General features: G+C 52.3%; 21 protein-coding genes, 1 pseudogene and 1 other annotated feature. Of the genes and pseudogenes, 6 read left to right on the plus strand and 16 right to left on the minus strand.

The features are described from left to right. Nucleotides 1-25: 25 nt before the first annotated feature. The 4 genes from nhaR to dnaK all read right to left on the minus strand — a co-directional run bounded on the left by nhaR (nucleotide 26) and on the right by dnaK (nucleotide 5,478). Nucleotides 26-925, minus strand: a complete 900-nt coding sequence (gene nhaR, locus OGX66_RS18220; RefSeq protein WP_003837333.1) for a transcriptional activator NhaR — start codon at nucleotides 923-925, stop codon at nucleotides 26-28. Between the two features lie 38 nt (nucleotides 926-963). After that, the gene (gene nhaA, locus OGX66_RS18225) at nucleotides 964-2,130 is read right to left on the minus strand and encodes a Na+/H+ antiporter NhaA (protein ID WP_003018952.1); all 1,167 of its coding nucleotides are present in this window, start codon (nucleotides 2,128-2,130) and stop codon (nucleotides 964-966) included. Between the two features lie 206 nt (nucleotides 2,131-2,336). After that, nucleotides 2,337-3,470 carry a molecular chaperone DnaJ gene (gene dnaJ / locus OGX66_RS18230; protein ID WP_032937497.1) on the minus strand — a complete coding sequence of 378 codons (1,134 nt, stop codon included), beginning with the start codon at nucleotides 3,468-3,470 and terminating at the stop codon, nucleotides 2,337-2,339. Nucleotides 3,471-3,555: 85 nt separating this feature from the next. Then, a complete protein-coding gene (gene dnaK / locus OGX66_RS18235) occupies nucleotides 3,556-5,478 on the minus strand; it encodes a molecular chaperone DnaK (protein ID WP_003018959.1) in 1,923 nt (640 codons plus the stop codon). A 383-nt stretch (nucleotides 5,479-5,861) separates the two neighbouring features. On the opposite strand from dnaK, the gene OGX66_RS18240 reads away from it, so the two are divergent. The 3 genes from OGX66_RS18240 (at nucleotide 5,862) to satP (ending at nucleotide 7,728) form a co-directional block, all read left to right on the plus strand. Next, nucleotides 5,862-6,266, plus strand: a complete 405-nt coding sequence (locus tag OGX66_RS18240) for a DUF2541 family protein (protein WP_003018965.1) — start codon at nucleotides 5,862-5,864, stop codon at nucleotides 6,264-6,266. A gap of 33 nt (nucleotides 6,267-6,299) precedes the next feature. Next, nucleotides 6,300-7,013: an acidic protein MsyB gene (gene msyB / locus OGX66_RS18245; protein ID WP_046670910.1), complete on the plus strand. Its 714-nt coding sequence runs from the start codon at nucleotides 6,300-6,302 to the stop codon at nucleotides 7,011-7,013. Between the two features lie 148 nt (nucleotides 7,014-7,161). Then, nucleotides 7,162-7,728 carry an acetate uptake transporter gene (gene satP / locus OGX66_RS18250; RefSeq protein ID WP_003018969.1) on the plus strand — a complete coding sequence of 189 codons (567 nt, stop codon included), beginning with the start codon at nucleotides 7,162-7,164 and terminating at the stop codon, nucleotides 7,726-7,728. A gap of 34 nt (nucleotides 7,729-7,762) precedes the next feature. On the opposite strand, the gene OGX66_RS18255 is transcribed toward satP, so the two are convergent. The 3 genes from OGX66_RS18255 to tal form a co-directional block, all read right to left on the minus strand. Then, the gene (locus OGX66_RS18255; protein ID WP_003018971.1) at nucleotides 7,763-9,070 is read right to left on the minus strand and encodes an MFS transporter; all 1,308 of its coding nucleotides are present in this window, start codon (nucleotides 9,068-9,070) and stop codon (nucleotides 7,763-7,765) included. Between the two features lie 124 nt (nucleotides 9,071-9,194). After that, the gene (gene mog, locus OGX66_RS18260; protein ID WP_003837312.1) at nucleotides 9,195-9,782 is read right to left on the minus strand and encodes a molybdopterin adenylyltransferase; all 588 of its coding nucleotides are present in this window, start codon (nucleotides 9,780-9,782) and stop codon (nucleotides 9,195-9,197) included. Nucleotides 9,783-9,892: 110 nt separating this feature from the next. Then, nucleotides 9,893-10,846, minus strand: coding sequence for a transaldolase (gene tal / locus OGX66_RS18265; protein WP_003018974.1), 954 nt, complete (start codon nucleotides 10,844-10,846; stop codon nucleotides 9,893-9,895). Nucleotides 10,847-11,120: 274 nt separating this feature from the next. Here tal and OGX66_RS18270 point away from each other — a divergent pair, with 274 nt between their 5' ends. Next, the gene (locus OGX66_RS18270; RefSeq protein ID WP_003018976.1) at nucleotides 11,121-12,551 is read left to right on the plus strand and encodes an alanine/glycine:cation symporter family protein; all 1,431 of its coding nucleotides are present in this window, start codon (nucleotides 11,121-11,123) and stop codon (nucleotides 12,549-12,551) included. Between the two features lie 77 nt (nucleotides 12,552-12,628). Continuing rightward, a complete protein-coding gene (yaaA, locus tag OGX66_RS18275) occupies nucleotides 12,629-13,402 on the plus strand; it encodes a peroxide stress protein YaaA (RefSeq protein ID WP_003018978.1) in 774 nt (257 codons plus the stop codon). An 84-nt stretch (nucleotides 13,403-13,486) separates the two neighbouring features. On the opposite strand, the gene thrC is transcribed toward yaaA, so the two are convergent. From thrC to yjjY, 6 genes are all read right to left on the minus strand, one after another. Beyond that, the gene (thrC, locus tag OGX66_RS18280) at nucleotides 13,487-14,773 is read right to left on the minus strand and encodes a threonine synthase (protein ID WP_088902760.1); all 1,287 of its coding nucleotides are present in this window, start codon (nucleotides 14,771-14,773) and stop codon (nucleotides 13,487-13,489) included. 3 nt (nucleotides 14,774-14,776) lie between these two features. After that, nucleotides 14,777-15,706, minus strand: a complete 930-nt coding sequence (gene thrB / locus OGX66_RS18285; RefSeq protein ID WP_270925275.1) for a homoserine kinase — start codon at nucleotides 15,704-15,706, stop codon at nucleotides 14,777-14,779. A 1-nt stretch (nucleotide 15,707) separates the two neighbouring features. Further along, entirely contained in the window at nucleotides 15,708-18,170 is a 2,463-nt protein-coding gene (gene thrA / locus OGX66_RS18290; protein WP_088902761.1) for a bifunctional aspartate kinase/homoserine dehydrogenase I, read from the minus strand. Nucleotides 18,171-18,193: 23 nt separating this feature from the next. Then, nucleotides 18,194-18,320: a sequence feature (Thr leader region), on the minus strand. Beyond that, entirely contained in the window at nucleotides 18,250-18,315 is a 66-nt protein-coding gene (thrL, locus tag OGX66_RS18295) for a thr operon leader peptide (protein ID WP_032337689.1), read from the minus strand. (Overlaps the previous feature by 66 nt.) Nucleotides 18,321-18,526: 206 nt before the next feature. Next, complete coding sequence (locus tag OGX66_RS18300; RefSeq protein WP_003018988.1) at nucleotides 18,527-19,213, minus strand: tRNA/rRNA methyltransferase; 687 nt, start codon at nucleotides 19,211-19,213, stop codon at nucleotides 18,527-18,529. A gap of 398 nt (nucleotides 19,214-19,611) precedes the next feature. Beyond that, nucleotides 19,612-19,752, minus strand: a complete 141-nt coding sequence (yjjY, locus tag OGX66_RS18305; RefSeq protein WP_042998021.1) for a YjjY family protein — start codon at nucleotides 19,750-19,752, stop codon at nucleotides 19,612-19,614. 95 nt (nucleotides 19,753-19,847) lie between these two features. On the opposite strand from yjjY, the gene arcA reads away from it, so the two are divergent. Next, a complete protein-coding gene (gene arcA / locus OGX66_RS18310; protein WP_001194359.1) occupies nucleotides 19,848-20,564 on the plus strand; it encodes a two-component system response regulator ArcA in 717 nt (238 codons plus the stop codon). 60 nt (nucleotides 20,565-20,624) lie between these two features. On the opposite strand, the gene creD is transcribed toward arcA, so the two are convergent. The 3 genes and pseudogenes from creD to creB form a co-directional block, all read right to left on the minus strand. Beyond that, a complete protein-coding gene (creD, locus tag OGX66_RS18315; protein ID WP_032937489.1) occupies nucleotides 20,625-21,986 on the minus strand; it encodes a cell envelope integrity protein CreD in 1,362 nt (453 codons plus the stop codon). 57 nt (nucleotides 21,987-22,043) lie between these two features. Then, nucleotides 22,044-23,468 (minus strand): annotated as a pseudogene (creC, locus tag OGX66_RS18320) (two-component system sensor histidine kinase CreC). After that, nucleotides 23,468-24,157 carry a two-component system response regulator CreB gene (creB, locus tag OGX66_RS18325; RefSeq protein WP_003845635.1) on the minus strand — a complete coding sequence of 230 codons (690 nt, stop codon included), beginning with the start codon at nucleotides 24,155-24,157 and terminating at the stop codon, nucleotides 23,468-23,470. The pseudogene creC and the gene creB overlap by 1 nt, the downstream one beginning before the upstream one ends. Nucleotides 24,158-24,162 lie beyond the last annotated feature (5 nt).

Here is a 24,162-nt window from a genome sequence, read left to right on the forward strand (position 1 = left end):
ACCGCAGCCGGCAACATGAAGGCGTTTAGACCTGTGGCGACTTGAACAGTGCTGAGTAGTCCGTATTGCAAATACGCTGCACCGCCGGATGCTGGATCATCCTTTCAGCAAATATGGCGTGATACTCCTCCATCACATTCTCTACGCGTCCAATTTCAACAATAGAATCATCGGCATAGAAATTGTGTGAATACAGCGTAGGTGCAACGAAAATGGCATTATGCGTTGCGCCAAACGCTTTCATCAGCGCAGCGTCATCAAACTCGCCGAGGATTTCGACATTCAATCCTTGTGAGTTGATCCAATTCAGCAGCTTACGACCGAGCATTGAACGACGTCCAGGGATCAGTAATCGACGCTCCTCAAGGCAGGCCGGGAAGGGTTTTTCAGGCAACGGTTTGGTGCACCAAAAACTCACGCTGCATTCGCCTATCCGCACTGAGAACAGCCCTTCCTGCTGCGTAGAGTCGATCGGGCAGTCGGAGATAATCATATCCAGCTTATGCTGACTGAGTTGATCCAACAGCATCTCATGTGTTGACTCAAAACAACGCAGATGGATTTGTTCATCTTCAACCACAGCGGCATCAAGCACGCTACTGACCAGCTGCTTCGATAGCGCATCCGCCACGCCGACATCAAACAGTAAATTAGACTCTTTGCGGTAGTTCACGATATCCAGCATTTCCTGGCTTAAGGTGAACATCTTATCCGCATAACGAAAAACCAATTCGCCTAACTCACTAGGCTCCAGTCCACGCCCCTTGCGCTTGAACAGCTTTCCCTGCAAACGTTCCTCAAGCGCTTTAATCTGCCCGGTAATGGTCTGCGGCGTCAGATAAAGCGCTTCTGCAGCGCCAACCACCGAACCTTCTTTATAGACATGCCAAAAGTAGTACAGGTGGTTGTAGTTTATATGAGACATACTCACTCCCTGAAAATTGTCACAAAAGGGTTATCCCGTCAGGCTGACGCGTTCAACCGGGTGCGTAACCAGCAGTAACCTATTACCGCCGACAGCAAGGAACCGATCAGGATCCCCAGTTTCGCCCAGTTAATCAGCTCAGGATCGACGTTCCCAAACGCCAGGCTGGCGATAAAAATTGACATTGTAAAGCCAATGCCGCACAGAATGCCGACCGCCATAATTTGCTGGAAGTTCGTTCCCTCCGGCAATTGCGCCACCTTAAGGCGTAACGCCAGCCAGCAAAACAGGCTGATACCCAGCGGTTTGCCGATCAACAGGCCGGCAATGATCCCCAGCGGTAACACCGAGGTCAGTCCATCAATAGTAACGCCCTGCAGTGAAACGCCCGCGTTGGCGAAGGCAAACAGTGGCAGGATCAGGTATGCCACCCATGGATGCAGAACATGCTCCAGTCGCTTCGCCGGTGAACGCCCGTGTTTTTCCTTTAACGGAATGAAGAAACCGACGATCACGCCAGCCAGCGTCGCATGCACGCCGGACTTCAGTACCGCAGTCCATAGCACCACGCCCACCAGAATATAAATCCCGGTACGTCTCACGCCACACAGATTCAAGGCCGCCAGGACGAGAATGGCACACGCGGCAACGCCCAGCGACAGCAGCGAGAGATCGCTGGTGTAGAACAGTGCGATGATTACGATAGCGCCGAGGTCATCAATAATCGCCAGCGCCATCAGGAATATTTTCAACGCCAGCGGAACGCGGCTGCCCAACAACGCCAGCACACCTAACGCAAAAGCGATGTCCGTTGCCGCCGGGATCGCCCACCCTTCACGGGTGATGGGATCGGCATAGTTGAATGCCAGGTACAGCAGCGCCGGGACAATCATGCCCCCGATAGCGGCAATGATCGGAAACGCTGCCTGACGCAGGCTGGCCAGCGAGCCTTGCATCAACTCACGCTTCACCTCCAGACCAATCAACAGGAAGAACACCGCCATCAACGCGTCGTTGATCCACAGCAGCATATTTTTGTTGATCTCAAGCGCGCCAACCCGCAGTTGAACGGGTGTTTCCAAAAAGGCGTGGTACCATCCACTGGTTACCCCGATGTTTGCCATCAGCATAGCGACCACGGCAGCGATGATCAGAATGATGCCCCCCGAGGCGTCACTACTAAAAAAACGATGCAGATGTTTCACTTTTATTCTCTCTATTGGGTGAATACTTCGTAAATACTATCTTACACCCTCAAAAAGCTCGTTAAAATTAGATTATTTGTGATTGATAGATCGGTTTTTACGACCTATTCAGATAAAGTCGATAAAGATTTTCCGAGCGGAAAACAGAAATAAAAAAGCCTGAGGCTTTTCAGTCCCAGGCTTTTTATTCGAGATAAAACGGCGAATTAGCGAGTCAGATCGTCAAAGAACTTCTTCACACCGTCGAAGAAACTTTTGGAGCGCGGACTGTTTTGTTCACCCGTCGGGCCGCCAAAGCTGTCCTGCAAATCTTTCAGCAGTTGCTTCTGCTTGTCGTTCAGGCCAACCGGGGTTTCCACTACCACGCGGCACAGCAGGTCTCCCTGAGCGCCACCGCGTACAGACTTGACGCCCTTTCCACGCATGCGGAAAAGTTTGCCAGTTTGCGTTTCGCCCGGAATTTTTAGCTTCACGCGACCGTCCAGCGTCGGGACTTCAATCTCGCCGCCCAGAGCAGCCATCGCAAAGTTAATCGGCACTTCGCAGTAGAGGTTATTGCCTTCACGTTCGAAAATTGGGTGTTGTTTTACCTGCACCTGAACGTACAAATCACCTGCTGGCGCGCCATGCTCACCGGCTTCGCCTTCACCAGACAAACGGATACGGTCGCCGGTATCAACCCCAGCCGGGATTTTAACAGACAGCGTTTTGCTCTTCTCAACGCGACCATGCCCGTGGCATTTGTTGCACGGATCTTTGATCAGCGTACCGCGGCCTTGACAGTGTGGACAGGTCTGCTGTACGGCAAAAAAGCCCTGACGCATCTGCACCTGACCAGAACCGTGACAGGTTGGACAGGTTTGCGGCTGAGTGCCCACCTTCGCGCCGCTACCGTGGCAGACGTCACACTCTTCCAGAGTCGGAATACGGATCTCTTTGGTGACGCCACGCACGGCTTCTTCCAGAGTGAGATCCATGTTGTAACGTAAATCAGCACCACGTGAGGCGCGCTGACGACCACGACCGCCGCCAAAGATATCGCCAAACACGTCACCAAAGATATCGCTGAAGTCAGCCCCGCCGCCAAAACCGCCGCCGCCGCCCATACCGCCTTGCTCAAACGCAGCATGACCGTACTGATCGTAGGCCGCACGTTTTTGCGCATCGGTCAGGATCTCGTACGCTTCTTTGATCTCTTTAAACTTGGCTTCGGCCTCTTTATCACCCTGGTTGCGGTCCGGGTGATATTTCATGGCCAGGCGCTTGTAGGCCTTTTTGATTTCACGCTCTTCCGCTGATTTGGAAACGCCTAAAATCTCGTAATAGTCTTGCTTAGCCATCTCTTTTTATCTGCCCCTAACATGCGTGCACGGGCGGAGAGGAAACCTCTTCGCCCGTGCCAGTAATTACCCGTTCAAAGGGCGATTATTTTTTGTCTTTCACTTCTTCAAACTCGGCGTCGACAACGTCGTCATCTTTCGCGTTATTTGCAGAAGCATCAGCGCCTGCTGCACCAGCCTGTTGCTGTGCGTGCTGCTGCTGAGCGATTTCCATCAGTTTCTGGGAAACCTGTGCCAGCGCCTGCATTTTCGCTTCGATATCCGCTTTGTCTTCACCTTTCAGAGAAGTTTCCAGCGCGGTCAGTGCAGACTCGATGGCAGTTTTGTCGTCAGCCGGCAGTTTGTCGCCTGCTTCTTCAACCTGCTTGCGAGTGCTGTGCAGCAGATGGTCACCCTGGTTACGGGTCTGAACCAGCTCTTCAAACTTACGGTCAGATTCTGCGTTCGCTTCTGCTTCGCGAACCATTTTCTGAATTTCTTCTTCGTTCAGACCAGAAGAAGCCTTGATGGTGATCTTCTGCTCTTTACCGCTGTTTTTGTCTTTCGCGGAAACGTGCAGGATACCGTCGGCATCGATGTCAAAAGTAACTTCGATCTGCGGCATACCGCGCGGAGCCGGGCTGATACCATCCAGGTTAAACTGACCCAGATCTTTGTTATCAGCAGCACGTTTACGTTCACCCTGCAGCACATGGATGGTTACCGCAGACTGGTTGTCTTCAGCGGTAGAGAACACCTGGCTGTGCTTGGTCGGGATAGTGGTGTTTTTCGCGATCAGCGGAGTCATTACGCCACCCATGGTTTCGATACCCAGAGACAGCGGGGTAACGTCCAGCAGCAGCACGTCTTTAACATCACCGGTCAATACACCACCCTGAACAGCAGCACCGATTGCTACGGCTTCGTCCGGGTTAACGTCTTTACGCGGTTCTTTACCGAAGAACTCAGCGACTTTCTTCTGCACCATCGGCATACGCGTCTGACCACCAACGAGGATAACGTCGTTGATATCAGATACAGACAGGCCAGCATCCTGCAGAGCAACTTTCAGCGGCTCGATAGAACGGTTAACCAGGTCTTCAACCAGGCTTTCCAGTTTCGCACGGGTCACTTTGATGTTCATATGTTTCGGACCGGTCGCGTCTGCAGTGATGTACGGCAGGTTCACGTCGGTCTGCTGAGCGGAAGACAGCTCGATCTTCGCTTTCTCAGCGGCTTCTTTCAGACGCTGCATCGCCAGCGGGTCATTACGCAGGTCGATACCCTGATCTTTCTTAAACTCGTCAACCAGGTAGTTGATCATACGGCTGTCGAAGTCTTCACCACCCAGGTGGGTATCACCGTTGGTTGCCAGAACTTCGAAGGTTTTTTCGCCGTCAACTTCGTCGATTTCGATAATAGAGATATCGAAAGTACCACCACCGAGGTCATATACCGCGATAGTACGGTTGCCGACTTCTTTATCCAGACCGTAAGCCAGCGCAGCTGCGGTTGGTTCGTTGATGATACGTTTTACTTCCAGACCTGCGATACGACCGGCGTCTTTAGTTGCCTGACGCTGAGCATCGTTAAAGTATGCAGGTACGGTGATAACTGCTTCAGTTACCGGCTCACCCAGGTAATCTTCAGCTGTTTTCTTCATTTTTTTCAGCACTTCAGCAGAAATCTGCGGCGGTGCCAGTTTCTGACCTTTTACGTCAATCCATGCATCACCGTTGTCAGCACCGATGATTTTGTACGGCATGATGGCTTCATCACGCTGTACTTCTTCGTCCTGGAAGCGGCGGCCAATCAGGCGTTTAATCGCAAACAGGGTGTTTTGCGGGTTTGTCACTGCCTGACGTTTAGCCGGCTGACCAACCAGAGTTTCACCATCCTGGGTATAAGCAATGATAGAAGGCGTGGTGCGATCGCCCTCGGCGTTCTCCAGCACACGTGCAGTAGTGCCATCCATAATCGCTACACAAGAGTTGGTAGTACCCAGGTCGATACCAATAATTTTACCCATCTAAACGTCTCCACTAAAAATTCGGTCATCATGTGGTTGTGAATCTGTAATAAGGGCGAAACGTGCGGTTTCAACTACCCTGAATCGTTTTTTTTCAGACTCACCACTGCGGTTGCTTACAAGATGGGGTCGTAACCCACGTCATCAAGGGGGGCATGAAAATTTTTTTTAGCCTTGTGGCAATAAAATCGCAGAAAAAAGGCTAAAAGATTAAAAAATGAATAGTCTCAAATCAAAATTAATTCATAAAACAGATAAATTCAGCACAGCCATTCACATAAAAATTGTAATAAAAAGAAAAGATTACAAGCATGAATCATGATTCTGACAGCGGTAAGATGGTCTGAAACGACACACTTTTACAGCCGTCAAAGAGAAATTCCATGAAATCCGTATTAACCCTTTCCGCCAGCCTGCTTATGGGCCTGCTGCTGAGCAGCGCCGCACACGCTAACGATCATAAAGTCCTCGGCGTGATCGCCATGCCTCGTAATGAAACCAACGATCTAACGCTGAAACTTCCTGTTTGCCGCGTGGTGAAACGCATTCAACTTACGGCCGATCATGGTGATTTACAGCTCAGTGGTGCATCGGTTTATTTCAAAGCTGCCCGCATGTCCAGCCAGAGTCTGAACGTGCCTTCCTCCATCAAAGAAGGGCAAACGACCAATTGGATCAACATCAATAGCGACAACGACAATAAGCGCTGCGTGAAAAAAATTACCTTCTCCGGCCATACGGTGAACTCTTCTGATATGGCGACGCTGAAAATCATCGGCGACGACTAATTCCCCATACTTTTATTCAAAAGCCATAGAAACATGAATGTCACCTATTTGAATGACGACGATCTCGATTTTCTTCAGCATTGCAGTGAGGAGCAGCTCGCCAATATTACCCGCCTGCTTACACATAATGAAAAGGGGAAAGCCCGTCTGTCGAGCGTTCTCAACCACAACGATTTATTTAAATCGATGGAAGGACATCCGGAACAGCACCGCCGCAACTGGCAACTGATTGCTGGCGAACTGCAGCATTATGGGGGCGACAGCATTGCCAATAAACTCCGTGGACATGGAAAACTGTATCGGGCGATTTTGCTGGACGTTTCGAAGCGTCTGAAGATTAAAGCTGATAAAGAGATGTCCACGTTCGAAATTGAACAGTCTCTGCTGGAGCACTTTTTACGCAATGCCTGGCAAAAAATGGATGCCGGACAAAAGCAGGAATTTCTGCAGGCTGTCGATGCAAAAGTTTTTGAACTGGAAGAACTGCTACCGTTATTATTGAAGGATCGTCACCTGGCAAAAGGCGTCTCTCACCTGCTCTCCGGCCAGTTAACCAAAATTCTGCGAACCCACGCCGCCGTCAGCGTAATCGGGCACGGATTACTGCGCGGAGCCGGACTTGGCGGCCCGGTAGGTGCGGCTTTAAACGGGGTTAAAGCGGTGAGCGGCAGCGCTTATCGGGTGACGATCCCGGCTGTACTCCACATTGCCTGCCTGCGCAGAATGTTCAACCACGCACAAGCGTGATGCCCATCACAGGGAAAATAATTCGTTTTCCCTTCGTTAGATCATAGACAGTGCCCTCTCCCCTGATTATTATGCCGCGCCCCGAAGACAGCGATCGTTATTCGGGGAAACTATTTCACCATTCAATCAATGATGATTTTGAGGAATTATGGGCAACACTAAGTTGGCTAATCCGGCACCGCTGGGCCTGATGGGCTTTGGCATGACCACCATTCTGCTTAACCTGCATAACGCGGGTTTCTTCGCTTTAGACGTTATTATTCTGGCGATGGGCATTTTCTACGGCGGTATCGCGCAAATTTTTGCCGGTCTTCTGGAATATAAAAAAGGCAACACCTTCGGTTTAACCGCCTTTACCTCCTACGGTTCGTTCTGGCTGACGCTGGTTGCGATTCTGCTGATGCCGAAAATGGGCCTCGCGGATGCAACCAATGGTCAGTTCCTGGGCGCTTACCTGGGTCTGTGGGGCGTGTTCACTCTGTTCATGTTCTTCGGTACGCTGAAAGCCGCGCGCATGCTGCAGTTCGTGTTCCTGAGCCTGACAGTGCTGTTCGCCCTGCTGGCCGTTGGCAACATTGCAGGTAACGAAGCAATCATTCACGTAGCGGGTTGGGTTGGCTTAGTGTGTGGTGCAAGCGCCATTTACCTGGCGATGGGTGAAGTGCTGAACGAACAGTTTGGCCGTACCATCCTGCCGATTGGTGAAGCGCACTAATCTGACAATATCCCCCCTGAAGGGGGGATATTCCTTACAAACGCTGTAACTCTCCCTGTACGCTCGTATCGCGATGATAAATATCCTGTCGCAGCCAAATCCCCAGACCTAACCCCACCAGCGATAAGGCCAGCACATACCAGGCCGGAGCCATTGGCGACACGCCCATTAACATCGTCACGGCGATTGGCGTCAGACCACCAAAAATGGCATATGAGACGTTATAGGAAAAGGAAATACCGGTAAAACGGACTTCCGCCGGAAACGCCCGCACCATGACATAAGGCACTGCGCCGACCACGCCAACGCATAATCCCACCAGCCCGTATAACAGGAACAAGTGCTGAGGATGGCTGCCGGTCAGGTGATAGAAAAACCAGCTCGAACAGGCCAGCAGCAGGCTGCCGACAATAAAGGTTTTGCTGGCGCCGACCCGGTCGACAATAAATCCGGCCAGCAGACAGCCGACGCACAGCATAATGGTAGCGACACTGTTGGCCTGTAGCGTTAGCGCGGGTGCAAAGCCATACTGCTTCTGCAACCAGACTGGTGACATCAGGATCACCACCACAATCCCGGCCGATAACAACCAGGTCAGCAGCATTGAAATAACCACCGCTTTTTTATGCTTACTCACCACCGACTTCACCGGTAGCTCTTGCGCAAGTGCTTTACGCTGCTGCATTTCGAGGAAGATGGGCGTTTCCTGCAACCAGCGACGCAGGTACATCGCCACCAGCCCAAAAACGCCCCCCAACAGGAACGGGATACGCCAGCCGTAGTCATGCACCGCCTGTTGCGTCAGGTTGGTATTCACCAGCGTCGCAACCACCGACCCCAACAGAATCCCCACCGTCAGCCCGGCGGTCAGCGTGCCACAGGCAATGCCGATGCGGCGCTCCGGTACATGCTCCGCCACGAACACCCACGCGCCCGGCACTTCTCCGCCGATGGCAGCGCCTTGCAAAATGCGCATCAGCAGTAACAACAACGGTGCGAGGATCCCCATTGAGGCGTAGGTAGGCAAAAGACCAATCGCCAGCGTCGGTATCGCCATCAGCAAAATGCTCAGGGTGAACATTTTCTTACGCCCGACCAGATCGCCAAAGTGCGCCATGATGATGCCACCCAGCGGACGCGCCAGATATCCGGCGGCAAAAATGCCGAAGGTTTGCACCTGACGTAGCCACTCAGGAATGTCTGCCGGAAAGAAGAGTTCACCAACAACAGCGGCAAAGAAGACGAAGATAATGAAATCATAAAACTCAAGCGCACCGCCGAGGGCAGCAAGCGTAAGAGTTTTATAATCCTGGCGATTAAGCGGTCGAGTGTGTTGTGACATAGCAAACCATCAGTCAGTGGAGTTATTGAATCTGTCTGTCGATATATGTAAAGCAAAAATTACTATATCGTAAACAATTCAACACTCCACTGTGATTGGCACTTATGTCACGATCGGGCTACTTTCAGCTGTTTGTATCGCGAATTGCGCTTTTAGGACGAAAAGATGCTACAACAGCCGGTGCGGTTTCCACATACGGCCCATCCAGCAACTGTATACAATACGGTACACTTGCAAAAATACCCGGTACGATCACCTTACCGTCGGCATCTTTCACGCCTTCCAGCGTTTCTTTGATCGATTTCGGCTGCCCAGGCAGATTCAGGATCAACGCCTGTTTACGAATAACACCAACCTGGCGGGAGAGAATAGCCGTTGGCACAAAGTGCAGACTTATCTGGCGCATCTGTTCGCCAAAGCCTGGCATCTGGCGGTCAGCCACGGCAAGCGTAGCATCGGGGGTCACGTCGCGACGTGCCGGACCCGTTCCGCCGGTTGTCAGCACCAGATGACAGCTCATTTCATCCACCAGCTCGCATAAGGTCTGTTCGATGATCGCCTGTTCATCCGGGATCAGTCGCGTTTGCAGCTCAAAAGGGGTGGTAAGGGCAGATGCCAGCCACTCTTCAAGGGCCGGGATACCTTTATCCTGGTAAACGCCGCTGGAAGCACGGTCAGAAATGGAAACCAGGCCAATGCGTAAAGTATTCATGATTATTCCGTTTAAACAGTCTCGTTAAACAGAATGATACACTGCGAAAGGAAGGACAGACAGGTTTCAGAAGAGGTAGCGTGACCCATATCAGGGCCACGCGTTAATGATTACAGCAGATCGCCGATCATTTTTTCCAGTTTACCCTGGTCTACAGCAAACTTACGGATACCGTCCGCCAGTTTATCTACAGCCATCGGATCCTGGTTGTGCTGCCACAGGAACTCAGCTTCGGTGATGCGTGCAGGACGCGCTTTCACTTCGCCGGAGAAGGACAGTTTACGTTCGATAGCGCCTTCGCTTTCCGCCAGCTCTTTCAGCAGTGCCGGAGCAATCGTCAGACGATCGCAGCCTGCCAGCTCAATGATTTCGCCGATGTTACGGAAGCTCGCACCCATCACCACGGTTTCGTAACCGTGCTGTTTGTAGTACTCGTAGATTTCCGTTACGGAAACCACACCCGGATCTTCTGCCGGTGCATACTCTTTCTTGTCGGTGTTGGCTTTGTACCAGTCAAGAATACGACCAACGAACGGAGAAATCAGGTATACGCCAGCTTCTGCACATGCACGTGCCTGCGCGAAGGAGAACAGCAGAGTCAGGTTACAGTTGATGCCTTCTTTTTCCAGCTGCTCAGCGGCACGGATGCCCTGCCAGGTTGAAGCCAGTTTAATCAGAATGCGATCGTTGCTGATGCCAGCGTCGTTGTACATCTTGATCAGACGTTTTGCTTTCGCGATGGACGCGTCGGTGTCGTAAGACAGACGAGCGTCAACTTCAGTAGAGATACGACCCGGGACCAGTTTCAGGATCTCCAGACCGATATTTACTGCCAGTTTGTCGGTCGCGTCGACGATCTGCTGTGCGCGGTCGTTGCTCTGCTGCTTAGCCCAGGCTACAGCGTCATCAATCAGCTTGCGGTATTCTGGGATCTGCGCTGCGTTAAGAATGAGAGAAGGGTTAGTTGTGGCATCCTGAGGCTGATACAGCTTCATTGCCGCGATGTCTCCGGTGTCGGCCACTACTGTGGTGAACTGACGAAGGGAGGTCAATTTGTCCGTCATGATAGCGATTCTCTTTAAACAGCTTGTTAGGGGGATGTAACCGATCTTCCCTGATGATAGCACGACGCACTCTCAGCGCAACCGCCTGGATTGTCCGACCCGCTGCTCAGCCCTGATTACGCATCTCAAAGCCTGTGATGCGCAATTGCGGGATATAACGATTGTTATGATAAACTCCCGCAATCACTCTCATGACAAGGTATATACTGGTCGATTATTGGTAGCGCTTACACGGAAATCTTCGCGCTTACCGGCATCAACAAGAGGGATGTTAATGCCTGATTTTTTCTCATTTATTAATGAAATACTCTGGGGATCGGTGATGATCTACCTCCTGCTTGGCGCAGGATGTTGGTTCACCTGGCGTACAGGGTTCGTGCAGTTCCGCTACATTCGCCAGTTTGGCACAAGTCTTAAAAACAGCATTAGCCCGCAGCCGGGCGGTTTAACTTCCTTTCAGGCTCTGTGCACCAGCCTTGCCGCGCGTATCGGTAGCGGGAACCTGGCCGGCGTAGCGTTGGCGATCGCCGCTGGCGGCCCTGGAGCCATTTTCTGGATGTGGGTCTCAGCGGTCATTGGTATGGCAACGTCATTCGCCGAGTGCTCACTTGCCCAACTGTATAAAGAACGCGATAGCAAAGGACAGTTCCGCGGTGGTCCTGCGTGGTATATGGCACGTGGTCTGGGCATGCGCTGGATGGGCGTCCTTTTTGCCATCTTTTTACTGATTGCCTATGGACTGATTTTTAACAGCGTTCAGGCGAACTCGGTCTCTCGTGCGTTGACCTTTGCTTTTGACATCCCTCCCCTCTTCTCCGGTATCGCACTGGCAATAGTGTCATTACTGGTCATCGTCGGCGGTATTAAAGGCGTCGCACGCCTGATGCAATGGTTCGTTCCGATGATGGCACTGCTGTGGGTTGGAAGTAGCATCATCATCTGTCTGTGGCATATCGGGCAGCTTCCCGACATTATCGTCACCATTATAAAAAGCGCCTTTGGCTGGCAGGAAGCAGCGGCGGGTGCGGCCGGATATACGCTAAGCCAGGCTATTGCCAACGGTTTTCAGCGCGGCATGTTTTCTAACGAAGCCGGAATGGGATCTACGCCGAATGCAGCCGCATCGGCCGCCTCCTGGCCACCGCATCCTGCGGCACAAGGCATTGTGCAAATGATTGGGGTATTAGGCGACACTCTCGTGGTCTGTACGGCTAGCGCGATGATTATTCTGTTGGCAGGCAATGGCACCAGCTATGTGCCAATGGAAGGCATCCAGTTACTTCAAAAAGCAATGGTAACGCTGACGGGAGAATGGGGAGCCGGATTCGTGGCTTTTATTGTGATTCTGTTTGCCTTTAGCTCGATCGTCGCCAACTACATCTATGCGGAGAACAATCTCGTCTTTCTGAAACTGGACAATATGCGCGTCATCTGGCTATTGCGAATCGCTACCATTAGCACCATTATCGGCGGAACGTTTGTCAGCTTCCCGCTGGTCTGGCAGTTGGCCGATATCATTATGGCTTGTATGGCCATTACTAACCTGACAGCGATTCTGCTGCTTTCTCCGGTTGTCCATACCATCGCCAGCGACTATCTGCGCCAGCGTAAACTCGGGGTGCGCCCGGAATTCGATCCGCACCGTTATCCTGATATCAGACAACAGCTTGCCCCCGAAAGCTGGGATGAAACGCCGCGCGGATAGCGCGGCAATCACAACCATCGATCAAATCTGTCGTTTTTTTTGCTAAAGTCGCAGTAAATTTCCTGCAAGGACTGGATATGCTGATTCTGATTTCACCTGCAAAAACGCTCGACTACCAAAGTCCGCTGGCAACAACACGCCATACGCTACCCGAACTGCTGGATCACTCTCAGCAGCTTATCCATGTGGCGCGCCAGCTCTCTGCGCCGCAGATTGGCAAGCTGATGGGAATTAGCGACAAACTGGCGGATTTGAATGCCACGCGTTTCCATGACTGGCAGCCTGACTTCACGCCGGACAATGCGCGCCAGGCCATTCTGGCATTTAAGGGCGACGTGTATACCGGGCTGCAGGCTGAAACCTTCAGCGAGGCGGATTTCGACTTCGCTCAGCAGCATTTACGGATGTTGTCCGGACTGTACGGCGTTCTACGTCCACTGGATTTGATGCAGCCTTATCGTCTGGAGATGGGCATTCGTTTGGCCAATGCGAAGGGTAAAGATCTCTACCAGTTCTGGGGAGATATCATCACCGATAAACTTAATGAAGCACTTGAAGCACAAGGCGACAGCGTGGTGATTAATCTCGCTTCGGATGAGTATTTTAAATCCGTGAAGCCGAAAAAGCTCAATGCCGAGCTGATTAAACCAGTCTTCCTCGACGAGAAAAACGGCAAGTTCAAAGTCATCAGCTTTTATGCCAAGAAAGCGCGCGGCCTGATGAGCCGCTACATCATTGAGAACCGCTTAACGCAGCCGGAACAGCTGACCGCATTTAACAGCGAAGGCTATTTCTTTGATGAAGAAGCGTCAGGAAACGGCGAACTGGTGTTTAAACGCCACGAGCAATAATTTACATGCCGGATGACGGCTAACGCCTTATCCGGCCTACAGGTTTTGTAGGCCCGCTAAGCAAAGCGCCAGCGGGCACAACCATTACCCGCGGGTCATCATCAGCTTACGCAGTTGCGCAAAATCAGCAGGCAGGTGATGAGAAAGCAGCGGCAAGTCCGCGCGTTCCGCCAGCTCTTTTGGCAACGCCAGCGTCAGATCAAGAATCTCTTCAACGCTTTCTTTAAACTTCGCCGGATGCGCAGTACCAAGGAACAGGCCGTACTCGCCAGGGTTCAGTTGGTCACGCAGCGCACGGTAAGCCACCGCCGCATGCGGTTCTGAGGTGTAGCCTATCTCATGTAACTCACGCATGGTGTCCTGAGTCGTGGCATCATCAACGGCGGCATAACCCAGCTCATTCAGACGCCAGATTTTACGGCGGAACAGTTCTTCCACGCGCGGCCAGTTGTTCGGCTGGCTGACATCCATCGCATTCGATAACGTCGCCTGAGTCGCTTTCGGCGCCCACTCACCTTCAGCAAGAAAACGCGGAACCGTATCGTTAACGTTAGTCGCGGCGATAAAACGCTTCACCGGCAAGCCCAGTGATTTCGCCAGCAGCCCAGCGGTCAGATCGCCAAAGTTACCGCTGGGAACAGAAATCACCAGCTGATTCCGCGCCTCTTGCGGTAGCTGAGCCACAGCCTCAAAGTAGTAACAGATTTGCGCCAGCAGACGGCTGATGTTAATTGAATTAGCCGAGTTCAGTCCCAGAGCCACCTTCAGCTCTTCGTCATCAAACGCCTGTTTCACCAGCGCCTGGCAGGCATCAAAATCGCCATCAATCGCTACAGTTTCAATGTTACCGCCCAGCGTACAGAACAGTTTTTCCTGTAATGGGCTGATCTTGCCGTTCGGGTAGAGGATCACCACGCGCACATTTTTCAGGCCATAAAAGGCATGTGCAACCGCCGCGCCAGTATCACCTGAGGTCGCCGTCAGAATGGTTACCGGCTTCTCGCCGCTGATGTGCGTCAGCATTTGCGCCATAAAGCGCCCGCCAAAGTCTTTAAATGCAAGCGTAGGGCCGTGGAACAGTTCCAGACAGCCGATATCTGCAGCAACCTGAGCAACCGGTGCCGGAAAAGCAAATGCAGCACGCACGCGTTTTTCCAGAATTTCCTGAGGGATCTCATCACCAATAAATGCGGACAGGATCTTCGCGCTGCGGCTAACGAAGTCCTGGTTCAGCATCTCATCCACTTCTGTCAGATTGAATTCCGGTAGATCGTGCGGAAAAAACAATCCCTGATTCTTGCCAAGCCCTTGCGTGACGGCCTGCGCAAAGCTGACCTGCTCGTTATGATCTTTCAGATTATACAGTTTCATTGATTATCCCAGTACCCGTGCGCCCGCCGTGTCCAGCCGGCAAATATGAACAAAACCTTCCTGATTTTGCAGGTAATTTTTACTCAGCCAATCTGCTACGCGCTGCGCCGTATCCGGCTTATCGCACAAGGCGAACTGCGTCGGCCCTGACCCGGAGATCCCGCTGGCCAGCGCGCCAATTTCTGTTACCGCCTGACGCGCCTGACTAAAGCCAGGCAGCAAGCGGGTACGATACGGCTCAGCAATGACGTCCTTCATCAGCTTCGCGGCAAGCCCAGGCTGACGGGAATAGCAGGCATGGATAAATCCAGCCAGATGTCGCCCGTGGGCGATACAGTCCTGACGGCGATACTGCGCAGGTAGAATCGCCCGCGCTTCTGCCGTGGACACTTTAATCCCCGGATACGCCAGTACCCATAGCCACTCATCAAAGCCTGGCACCTGCTGGCTAATAATGCCGTTTTCTTCAATCATTAACTGCATACCGCCCAAAAAGCACGGGGCAACGTTATCGTAATGAATACTGCCGGAGATACGCCCTTCCAGCTCGCCCATTATCGCCAACAGGCGCGTATCGTTGAGCGGCTTACCGCAGTGTTCGTTCATAGCGACTAACGCCGCCACGACGGAACAGGCACTGGAGCCTAACCCGGAGCCAATCGGCATATTTTTTTCCAGCGTCATCGCCACCGGAACCGTTTTACCCAGCTCCTGGCAGAATCGCTCCCAACACTGATAGACAATATTTTCGCGCGGCTCTGACGGCAGCTTGTTGGCAAAGCGCCCAAGGTTGTTCAGGCTGAACTGATCAGCCGCCTCAACGGACACCACATCGCCCAACAGCGAACCGTCCACCGGAGTTACCGCCGCACCGAGCACATCAAACCCGACGCTCATATTGGCACTGGAAGCCGGGGCATAAACTCTCACCATGTCAGACTCCTAACTTCCATGAAAGGGTGCGTAGCAGGTCAGCAAAGACGCCCGCTGCCGTCACGTCGTTACCCGCGCCATATCCGCGCAGAACCAACGGTAACGGCTGATAGTAGTGGCTATAGAATGCCAGCGCGTTCTCACCGTTTTTCACTTTAAACAACGGATCGTTGCCGTCTACTGCATCAATTTTCACGCGACAAACGCCGTCCTCTTCGATATTGCCAACATAACGCAATACTTTTCCCTCATCACGGGCTTTCGCCACGCGCGCGGCAAAGACGTCATCCAACTGCGGCAATTTCGCCATAAACGCGGATACATCACCAGAATCATCAAACTCGTTTGGCAGAACTGGCTCAATGACCACGTCTGAAAGCTCCAGCTCACGACCGGTCTCACGGGCGAGGATCAGCAGCTTACGTGCCACATCCATGCCGGAAAGATCGTCACGCGGATCGGGCTCGGTATAGCCCATCTCACGTGCCATGGTGGTGGCTTGCGAGAAGCTCATGCCTTCATCCAGCTTGCCGAAAATAAACGACAGCGAGCCGGAAAGAATACCGGAGAAACGCTGCAATTCATCACCTGCGCTGAGCAGGTTTTGCAGGTTTTCAATTACCGGCAAGCCTGCGCCCACGTTGGTGTCGTAGAGGAATTTACGCCGGGACTTCGCGGCGGCAAAACGCAGCTGATGGTAGTAATCCATCGACGAGGTGTTGGCCTTTTTGTTCGGCGTAACCACATGGAAGCCTTCGCGCAGGAAATCAGCATACTGATCCGCCACCGCCTGGCTTGACGTACAGTCGACAATCACCGGATTAAGCAGATGATATTCTTTCACCAGGCGAATTAAGCGCCCAAGGTTGAATGGCTCTTTCGCGCTTTCCAGCTCCGCCTGCCAGTTTTCCAGATTCAAACCATGGACGTTGGTCAGCAGAGCCTTCGAATTCGCCACGCCACACACGCGAAGATCGATATGCTTCTTTTTGAGCCAGGTTTGCTGACGTTTAAGCTGCTCCAGTAGCGCACCGCCCACGCCGCCTACGCCAATCACAAACACTTCAATCACCTGGTCGGTGTTGAACAGCATTTGATGGGTCACGCGAACGCCGGTGGTCGCGTCGTCGTTGTTCACCACCACCGAAATAGAACGCTCAGACGACCCCTGGGCGATCGCCACGATATTGATGTTCGCGCGAGCCAATGCGGCAAAGAATTTCGCCGAAATGCCACGCAGAGTACGCATACCATCGCCAACAACAGAGATGATAGCCAGACGCTCAGTCACCGCCAGCGGCTCCAGCAGGCCTTCTTTCAGTTCGAGGTAGAATTCATCCTGCATGGCGCGTTGCGCACGTGCGCAGTCGCCCTGCGGGACGCAGAAGCTGATGCTATATTCGGAAGAGGATTGGGTGATCAGCACTACCGAGATGCCCGCACGCGACATTGCGGCAAAAACGCGTGCCGCCATACCCACCATGCCTTTCATTCCTGGGCCGGAAACGCTAAACATCGCCATGTTATTGAGATTAGAAATACCTTTTACCGGCAAATCGTCGTCATCACTGCTGGCGCCAATCAACGTGCCAGGCGCTTGTGGATTGCCGGTATTTTTAATCAGGCAAGGGATCTGGAACTGGGCAATAGGGGTAATGGTGCGCGGGTGCAGCACTTTGGCGCCGAAGTAAGAAAGCTCCATCGCTTCCTGATAAGACATCGACTTCAGCAGTCGGGCGTCGGGTACCTGGCGCGGATCGCAAGTATATACGCCGTCAACATCGGTCCAGATCTCACAACAATCAGCGCGCAAACAGGCGGCCAGTACGGCGGCAGAGTAGTCGGAGCCATTACGCCCCAGCACCACTAACTCACCTTTCTCATTCCCGGCGGTAAATCCGGCCATCAAAATCATGTGGTCCGCAGGAATACGGCTGGCGGCAATGCGGCGCGTAGATTCGGCGATATCAACGGTAGATTCGAGGTAATGGCCGACTGCCAGCAATTTCTCCACCGGATCGATGACCGTCACGTTGTGCCCGCGCGCTTCCAGCAGGCCTGCCATGATGGCGATCGACATTTTTTCGCCACGGCAGATAAGCGCGGCATTGATGCTGTCCGGGCACTGTCCCAACAGGCTGATGCCATGCAGGACGTGTTTAATCTGGGCAAACTCTTGTTCAACAAAGGCTTTGAGCTGGGCCAGCGGAAAACCCGGCTGCGCGGCGGCCAAACCCACCAATAGCTCAGAGAAAATACGTTCGGCGTCGCTGATATTGGCTAAAGCATCCTGACCACCGATGGTCTTCTCAATCATCGCCACCAGATGGTTGGTAATTTTTGCGGGGGCAGAGAGCACGGTCGCGACCTGCCCCTGTCTGGCATTGCTTTCCAGAATATCGGCAACCCGCAGAAAGCGCTCTGCATTTGCCACTGATGTACCGCCGAACTTCAACACTCGCATGGTTTACCTCATTGCCTTTGGTCGAAAAAAAAGCCCGCACTGTTTAGGTGCGGGCTTTTTCTTGTGTTTCCTGTACGCGTCAGCCCGCACCGTTACCTGTGGTAATGGTGATGGTTGTGGTAATAGTGATGCTGATGCGTTTCATGATGTTGTGTGCTCTGTAATTATTATCTGTCTGTCTTGTATTCTTTTAGGGTTAAAGTATCTGCTGACCTAAGTCAATAAATTTTTAAATTGATCACATTCCGAAACTTGTTCATGAGCGACTGCTTGCCCTTTTACTTTCAACCAATACAGCATGTCTCGCCCACTTGAAACCAGAGCAAAACACTGCACAACAAACATTGATCAAAACTTTATTTTGTTAGATTTTTTTCTATATCATGTAAAAAACGGTGCAACATTGCCGTGTCTCGCTGCTCTAACAGACCCATTCGCTGTTGCAGCCAGTCCGTCAACTTAATGTCGTCAGAAACGTTCAGCGTGGCTAATAAACGCAAAACACGTTCGCGCAATGCCTGTAGCTGATGCTCATCCGTCATCTCAATGTTTCTGGCCGGTTGTTGTATTAAACCTGCTAATTGATAGCAATACACCATCACCGCCTGCCCCAAATTGAGTGATGGATAGTCAGCCACCATCGGTACCCCGGTGAGGACATCCGCCAGAGCCAATTCTTCGTTGGTCAGCCCCGAATCTTCACGACCAAAAACCAGCGCGGCGTGATCCATCCACGTTGATTTTTCCTGCAACAGGGGAACCAGTTCGACCGGCGTAGCGTAATAATGAAACTTCGCGCGGCTGCGCGCCGTGGTCGCGACGGTAAAATCCACGTCGTGAAGCGCCTCGGCTAACGTTGGAAAAACGTTAATATTATCAATAATATCACCCGAGCCATGCGCAACCCATCGCGTGGCAGGTTCCAGGTGGGCCTCGCTGTCAACGATCCGCAACTGGGTGAATCCCATGGTCTTCATCGCACGGGCTGCCGCACCAATATTTTCCGCTCTGGCGGGGGCAACCAGAATAATTGTTAAACGCATTTCGATACTCTTTTAGCCTATGTGCAGGTAATAATGTGACGTGCATCAACATATTACGCAGCGCGAATTTACATATTTTTAACAGAAATCACTGAAAAAGCATTTCGCATCCGGTAAAAAATGCTAAACTATTTCCAGGCTGAACTATTGCCCTTTATGTTAACAAAAGTTGCATATCCTTCTGTTTATCCATGATAATTTAATTTAAAATGGATCGCATTGGTTGGATTCATTACATTTATTAATTAGCGCGTGCAACTAGTTGTAATATTGCAATTTTGTGATGAAAGCAAACATTTGGATACGTTGATTTCATCAAACTGTTAACGTGCTACAATTGAACTTGATATATGTCAACGAAGCGTAGTTTTATTGGGTGTCCGGCATGTCTTAGCCTGTTATGTTGCTGTTAAAATGGTTAGGATGACAGCCGTTTTTGACACTGTCGGGTCCAGAGGGAAACTACCCACGACCAAGCTAATGATGTTGTTGACGTTGATGGAAAGTGCATCAAGAACGCAATTACGTACTTTAGTCATGTTACGCCGATCATGTTAATTTACGGCATGCATCAGGCAGGTCAGGGACTTTTGTACTTCCTGTTTCGATTTAGTTGGCAATTTAGGTAGCAAACATGCAGACCCCGCACATTCTTATCGTTGAAGACGAGTTAGTAACACGCAACACGTTGAAAAGCATTTTCGAAGCAGAAGGCTATGATGTATTCGAAGCGACAGATGGCGCGGAAATGCATCAGATTCTCTCTGAATATGACATCAACCTTGTGATTATGGATATCAATCTGCCTGGGAAAAATGGCCTCCTGTTAGCGCGCGAACTCCGCGAACAAGCTAACGTTGCGCTGATGTTCCTGACGGGCCGTGATAACGAAGTCGATAAAATTCTCGGCCTCGAAATCGGCGCAGACGATTACATCACCAAGCCGTTTAACCCGCGCGAACTGACTATCCGTGCTCGTAACCTGCTGTCGCGTACCATGAACCTGGGTACCGTCAGCGAAGAACGCCGTAGCGTCGAGAGCTACAAGTTCAATGGCTGGGAGCTGGACATCAACAGCCGCTCTCTGATTGGTCCTGATGGCGAGCAGTATAAACTGCCACGCAGCGAATTCCGCGCCATGCTTCACTTCTGTGAGAATCCGGGCAAAATCCAGTCTCGCGCAGAACTGCTGAAAAAAATGACCGGTCGCGAACTGAAGCCGCATGACCGTACCGTTGACGTGACTATCCGCCGCATTCGTAAACATTTCGAATCAACGCCGGATACGCCAGAAATTATCGCCACCATTCACGGTGAAGGCTACCGTTTCTGCGGCGACCTGCAGGATTAATTCGATCCTCACAGGTAAAAAAACGGCGCAATATGCGCCGTTTTTCATTTCACCACAACCCTATTTCCATAAGCGAAACTCGTCACTCTGCGCAGGCTGAGACTCCGGAATTTCTGTCGGCTTTGGTTTTGGCTGTGCCAGCGAGTGCCAGTCAAGATGACGCGTCAGGAACATCACGCCACACAACGCGACCAACAGCACGCCGGTTCCCAGCAGTAAAGAGCTGTCCTGTGAACGGAGCAACACCCACATCACACCATCCAGCCCCAGCAGCGCTACGGTGAACAAAATACTCTTAAGCCAACCCTGTAATATCGCCTGCAGATACACACCGTTCATCAACGCCCCCACCAGACTCGCCGTAATCCACGCGGCGGTAAAACCAATATGTTCTGACAACGCCAGCAGCAACAGATAAAACATCACCAGCGATAATCCCACCAGCAGGTACTGCATCGGGTGCAGTCGAAGGCTGGTCATGCTTTCAAGAACAAAGAAAGACATAAAGGTCAGCACAATCAGCAAAATGGCATATTTTGTCGCCCTGTCCGTCAGTTGGTATTGATCCGCAGGCGTGGCGACAGCGACGCTAAATGCAGGCATTCCCTCCCAGCCAATCTTTTCGCCATCAAAGCGTTCGCCGAGGTTATTGGCAAACCAACTGCTTTGCCACTGGGCATTGAATCCAGACTTACTGATTTCGCGCTTAGCCGGAAGAAAATCCCCAAGAAAGTTGGGATGCGACCAATTGCTGGTTAAGGTCATTTCACTGTTACGGCCAACCGGAACAACGGAGAAATCTCCTGTTCCGCTCAAATTCAGCGACAGCGTCATGCTCAGGTTTTGCTCCGCCCAGCTCGCGTCGGGTAACGGAATGTGGATCCCCTGCGCACGTCCATCCAACCCCGTCCCCGGCTCAACCGCCAGCGACGTTCCATTGACCTGCGGCGCTTGCACCACACCAATCCCGCGCGCATCCCCCACGCCAACCACGATAAACGGTTTGCCGACGCTGACGTTGGGATGGTTTAAATCACGCAAACGTTCAGCGTTAAACTCGGCCTTCACCGAGATATCGTTGTGCCAGACCTGGCCCTCATAAATACCGATTTTACGCGCTTCAACGTTCTGACTCCCCTCAACCACCAACGACTCCGGCAGCCAGAAATGGATATAGCTTCGCTTACGCTGGATCTCTTTGCCATCCTCCAGCGAGGTATAAAGCTCTGTCACCGGAATGGCTATCAACGGGCCGACCATCTTTTGCGGTCCGCTGGTGCTCTGGCGGATTGCATCTTCAACGTCATTGCGATAATCCGATCGCTCTACGATTATCTGCCTGACCATTGTCAGGGGAATTAACAGCAGCAGCATGGCGCCACCCAGAGTGACGATTTTCCAGAACAGGGGTGATTTCAACATAGCGTTCTCCTTTGCAATATCAGCAAGGTAGAACAGCTATGTGCGGAGAATTTGAAGTTATGTGAAGTGACGGTGAAGCGTAAACGAAGCTTGTGCACCGCCCTCTGGTCGGTTAGATAATGTCACCGCGCCTTCATGCAGTCGTGCAACTTCACTGACAAACGCCAGCCCCAAACCGCTGCTCTTGTGTCCATTCTCGCGGGGCAGCGAGTAGAAGCGCTCAAAAATACGCGGCAACGCAAAGTCAGGGATCCCGCTACCGCGGTCGGTAACCTGCAACGTGACCCGATCCTCGTGCTGATGTGCACTCAGCACAATCGTCCCGTCCTGTGGCGTAAAGTCGATAGCGTTGTCGAGTAAATTTCCCAATGCCTGCTCCAGTAACGCGGGATCGGCTGCGACGCTAAGCGATGAAGGCAGAATGGTCAGCGTGATGTTTTTTGCCGCCAGCTGCACGCTACGCGCCTCTTTAAGCTGAGCAAACAGCGCATCTACCGCCACTGGCGTCAACGTAATGTCCTGCCGATTCTCCAGTCGCGCCTGACGTAACAAGGTTTCAACCAGCGCCTGCATGCGCGCATTTTGCGTCAGAATATTATCGGTAAAGCGCGCTACCACGTTTGGCGGCGGACCTTCGCGCAGTATCTCTGCCGCGCCACGAATGGCCGCCAGCGGGCTTTTCAGCTCATGCGTTAACGCGTAGACATACTGCTCAATGTAGTTCTTGCCTTCGAGCTTCAGACGCATACTTTCCAGCGCCTGCGCCAGTTTGCGTAACTCGCTACTGCCTAAATCAGGCAGTGGGACGGGGCGATTCTCAGTAACGGAATCGGCATAACGCGCCAGCCGGGCAATGGAGCGGTTTATCCACCATACCATCCCGAAGCCAATCACCAGGGCAATACCCAGCAATACGGCGCTGGCCCACAGCATTCGCCGTTCACTGCGTTTAATCACCGGCGCCATCGCTGCATTTGGTTTGCCGACACTGAGCACACCGATAATACGACTACCGTCTACAATCGGCGCGGCAACGTACATCACCGAGCTTTCCGGGTCGTCCGGATTTTGCGGCGTACTACGAGCGCCATACTGCCCACGTAACGTTAACCACACGTCGTTCCAGCGGGAGTAGTCCTGACCGACGGCCTGATTAGCTGAATCAAACACCACCTTGCCCTGTGCGTCCGTCATGTAGACATGGTATTCATTACGTACTTTGTTAATGCCGCTGATATTGGCGCGGAATGGGCGGTTATGCAGTTGCGAAAAGGCCTGCGCCAGCTTGCCGTTGGCGGGGGTGTCAGAGAGTAAGTCATCACGCGCCAGCGCAGCCAGCAGCGTGGCGGTATCAATCAATGTGCCTTCAGTCGCTCGACGGACGCCTGGCTTAATTTCCTGCACAAAGATAGACAGAACGAACTAGGCAGCGACGGCAACAATCAGAAAATAGCCGAGCAGCAAACGCATGCCAATGCGCATCAGGCGCTCCTCAGGCTGTATCCCATACCGCGATGCGTATTGATGGGGGAAAGCTCGGGGTTGATGGCCCTCAGCTTGGCGCGCAGCGTTTTGATGTGGGTATCGACCGTTCTGTCAAAGGTATCCTGCGCATCGGCCCAGACTAAATCCATCAGTTGTTGGCGGGAGTAAATACGTCCCGGCGACATCAGCAGTGTTTTCAGCAGCAGGAATTCATAGCGCGTCAGGTTCAACGGCATGCCGAACCAGGTGATCTGCGCGGCCAGCTCATTAAGTTCAAAATCCCCACAGCGCGTTGTCAATGAAGGCGTGGAGAATTTTTGCACCCGCCGCAGCAGCGTACGCACACGAGCGCACACTTCACGCGGCGAGAAAGGCTTGGCAACATAATCATCCGCGCCAATTTCCAGCCCCAACAGGCGATCCACTTCATCGCTGCGTGCGGTCAGAAACAGGATCGGCAACGCCGGGTGGCGTTCAAGTAAACGTCGGCACAGTTCAAAACCGCTTATATCCGGTAGCCCGACATCCAGAATGATGGCATCAGGGCATTGCTGGCGAGACTTCTCCAGCACGGGAAATCCGCGCTCAAACGCCTCTACGCTAAACCCCTCTTGCTGCAGCATGTAGATAAGCGTATCAGCGATTCCCTGCTCATCCTCAACCAACCAGATCAACGGCTGTTGCATTGTGC

This window comes from Citrobacter sp. Cf072, from assembly GCF_030334485.1.
Lineage (GTDB): Bacteria > Pseudomonadota > Gammaproteobacteria > Enterobacterales > Enterobacteriaceae > Citrobacter > Citrobacter freundii.

Bases quoted from the DNA above. Each gene is read 5' to 3' on its own strand.
- nhaR (WP_003837333.1), bottom strand. From the start codon at position 925: ATGTCTCATATAAACTACAACCACCTGTACTACTTTTGGCATGTCTAT.
- dnaJ (WP_032937497.1), bottom strand. From the start codon at position 3,470: ATGGCTAAGCAAGACTATTACGAGATTTTAGGCGTTTCCAAATCAGCG.
- dnaK (WP_003018959.1), bottom strand. From the start codon at position 5,478: ATGGGTAAAATTATTGGTATCGACCTGGGTACTACCAACTCTTGTGTA.
- OGX66_RS18240 (WP_003018965.1), top strand. From the start codon at position 5,862: ATGAAATCCGTATTAACCCTTTCCGCCAGCCTGCTTATGGGCCTGCTG.
- msyB (WP_046670910.1), top strand. From the start codon at position 6,300: ATGAATGTCACCTATTTGAATGACGACGATCTCGATTTTCTTCAGCAT.
- satP (WP_003018969.1), top strand. From the start codon at position 7,162: ATGGGCAACACTAAGTTGGCTAATCCGGCACCGCTGGGCCTGATGGGC.
- OGX66_RS18255 (WP_003018971.1), bottom strand. From the start codon at position 9,070: ATGTCACAACACACTCGACCGCTTAATCGCCAGGATTATAAAACTCTT.
- mog (WP_003837312.1), bottom strand. From the start codon at position 9,782: ATGAATACTTTACGCATTGGCCTGGTTTCCATTTCTGACCGTGCTTCC.
- tal (WP_003018974.1), bottom strand. From the start codon at position 10,846: ATGACGGACAAATTGACCTCCCTTCGTCAGTTCACCACAGTAGTGGCC.
- OGX66_RS18270 (WP_003018976.1), top strand. From the start codon at position 11,121: ATGCCTGATTTTTTCTCATTTATTAATGAAATACTCTGGGGATCGGTG.
- yaaA (WP_003018978.1), top strand. From the start codon at position 12,629: ATGCTGATTCTGATTTCACCTGCAAAAACGCTCGACTACCAAAGTCCG.
- thrC (WP_088902760.1), bottom strand. From the start codon at position 14,773: ATGAAACTGTATAATCTGAAAGATCATAACGAGCAGGTCAGCTTTGCG.
- thrB (WP_270925275.1), bottom strand. From the start codon at position 15,706: ATGGTGAGAGTTTATGCCCCGGCTTCCAGTGCCAATATGAGCGTCGGG.
- thrA (WP_088902761.1), bottom strand. From the start codon at position 18,170: ATGCGAGTGTTGAAGTTCGGCGGTACATCAGTGGCAAATGCAGAGCGC.
- OGX66_RS18300 (WP_003018988.1), bottom strand. From the start codon at position 19,213: ATGCGTTTAACAATTATTCTGGTTGCCCCCGCCAGAGCGGAAAATATT.
- yjjY (WP_042998021.1), bottom strand. From the start codon at position 19,752: ATGACTAAAGTACGTAATTGCGTTCTTGATGCACTTTCCATCAACGTC.
- arcA (WP_001194359.1), top strand. From the start codon at position 19,848: ATGCAGACCCCGCACATTCTTATCGTTGAAGACGAGTTAGTAACACGC.
- creD (WP_032937489.1), bottom strand. From the start codon at position 21,986: ATGTTGAAATCACCCCTGTTCTGGAAAATCGTCACTCTGGGTGGCGCC.
- creB (WP_003845635.1), bottom strand. From the start codon at position 24,157: ATGCAACAGCCGTTGATCTGGTTGGTTGAGGATGAGCAGGGAATCGCT.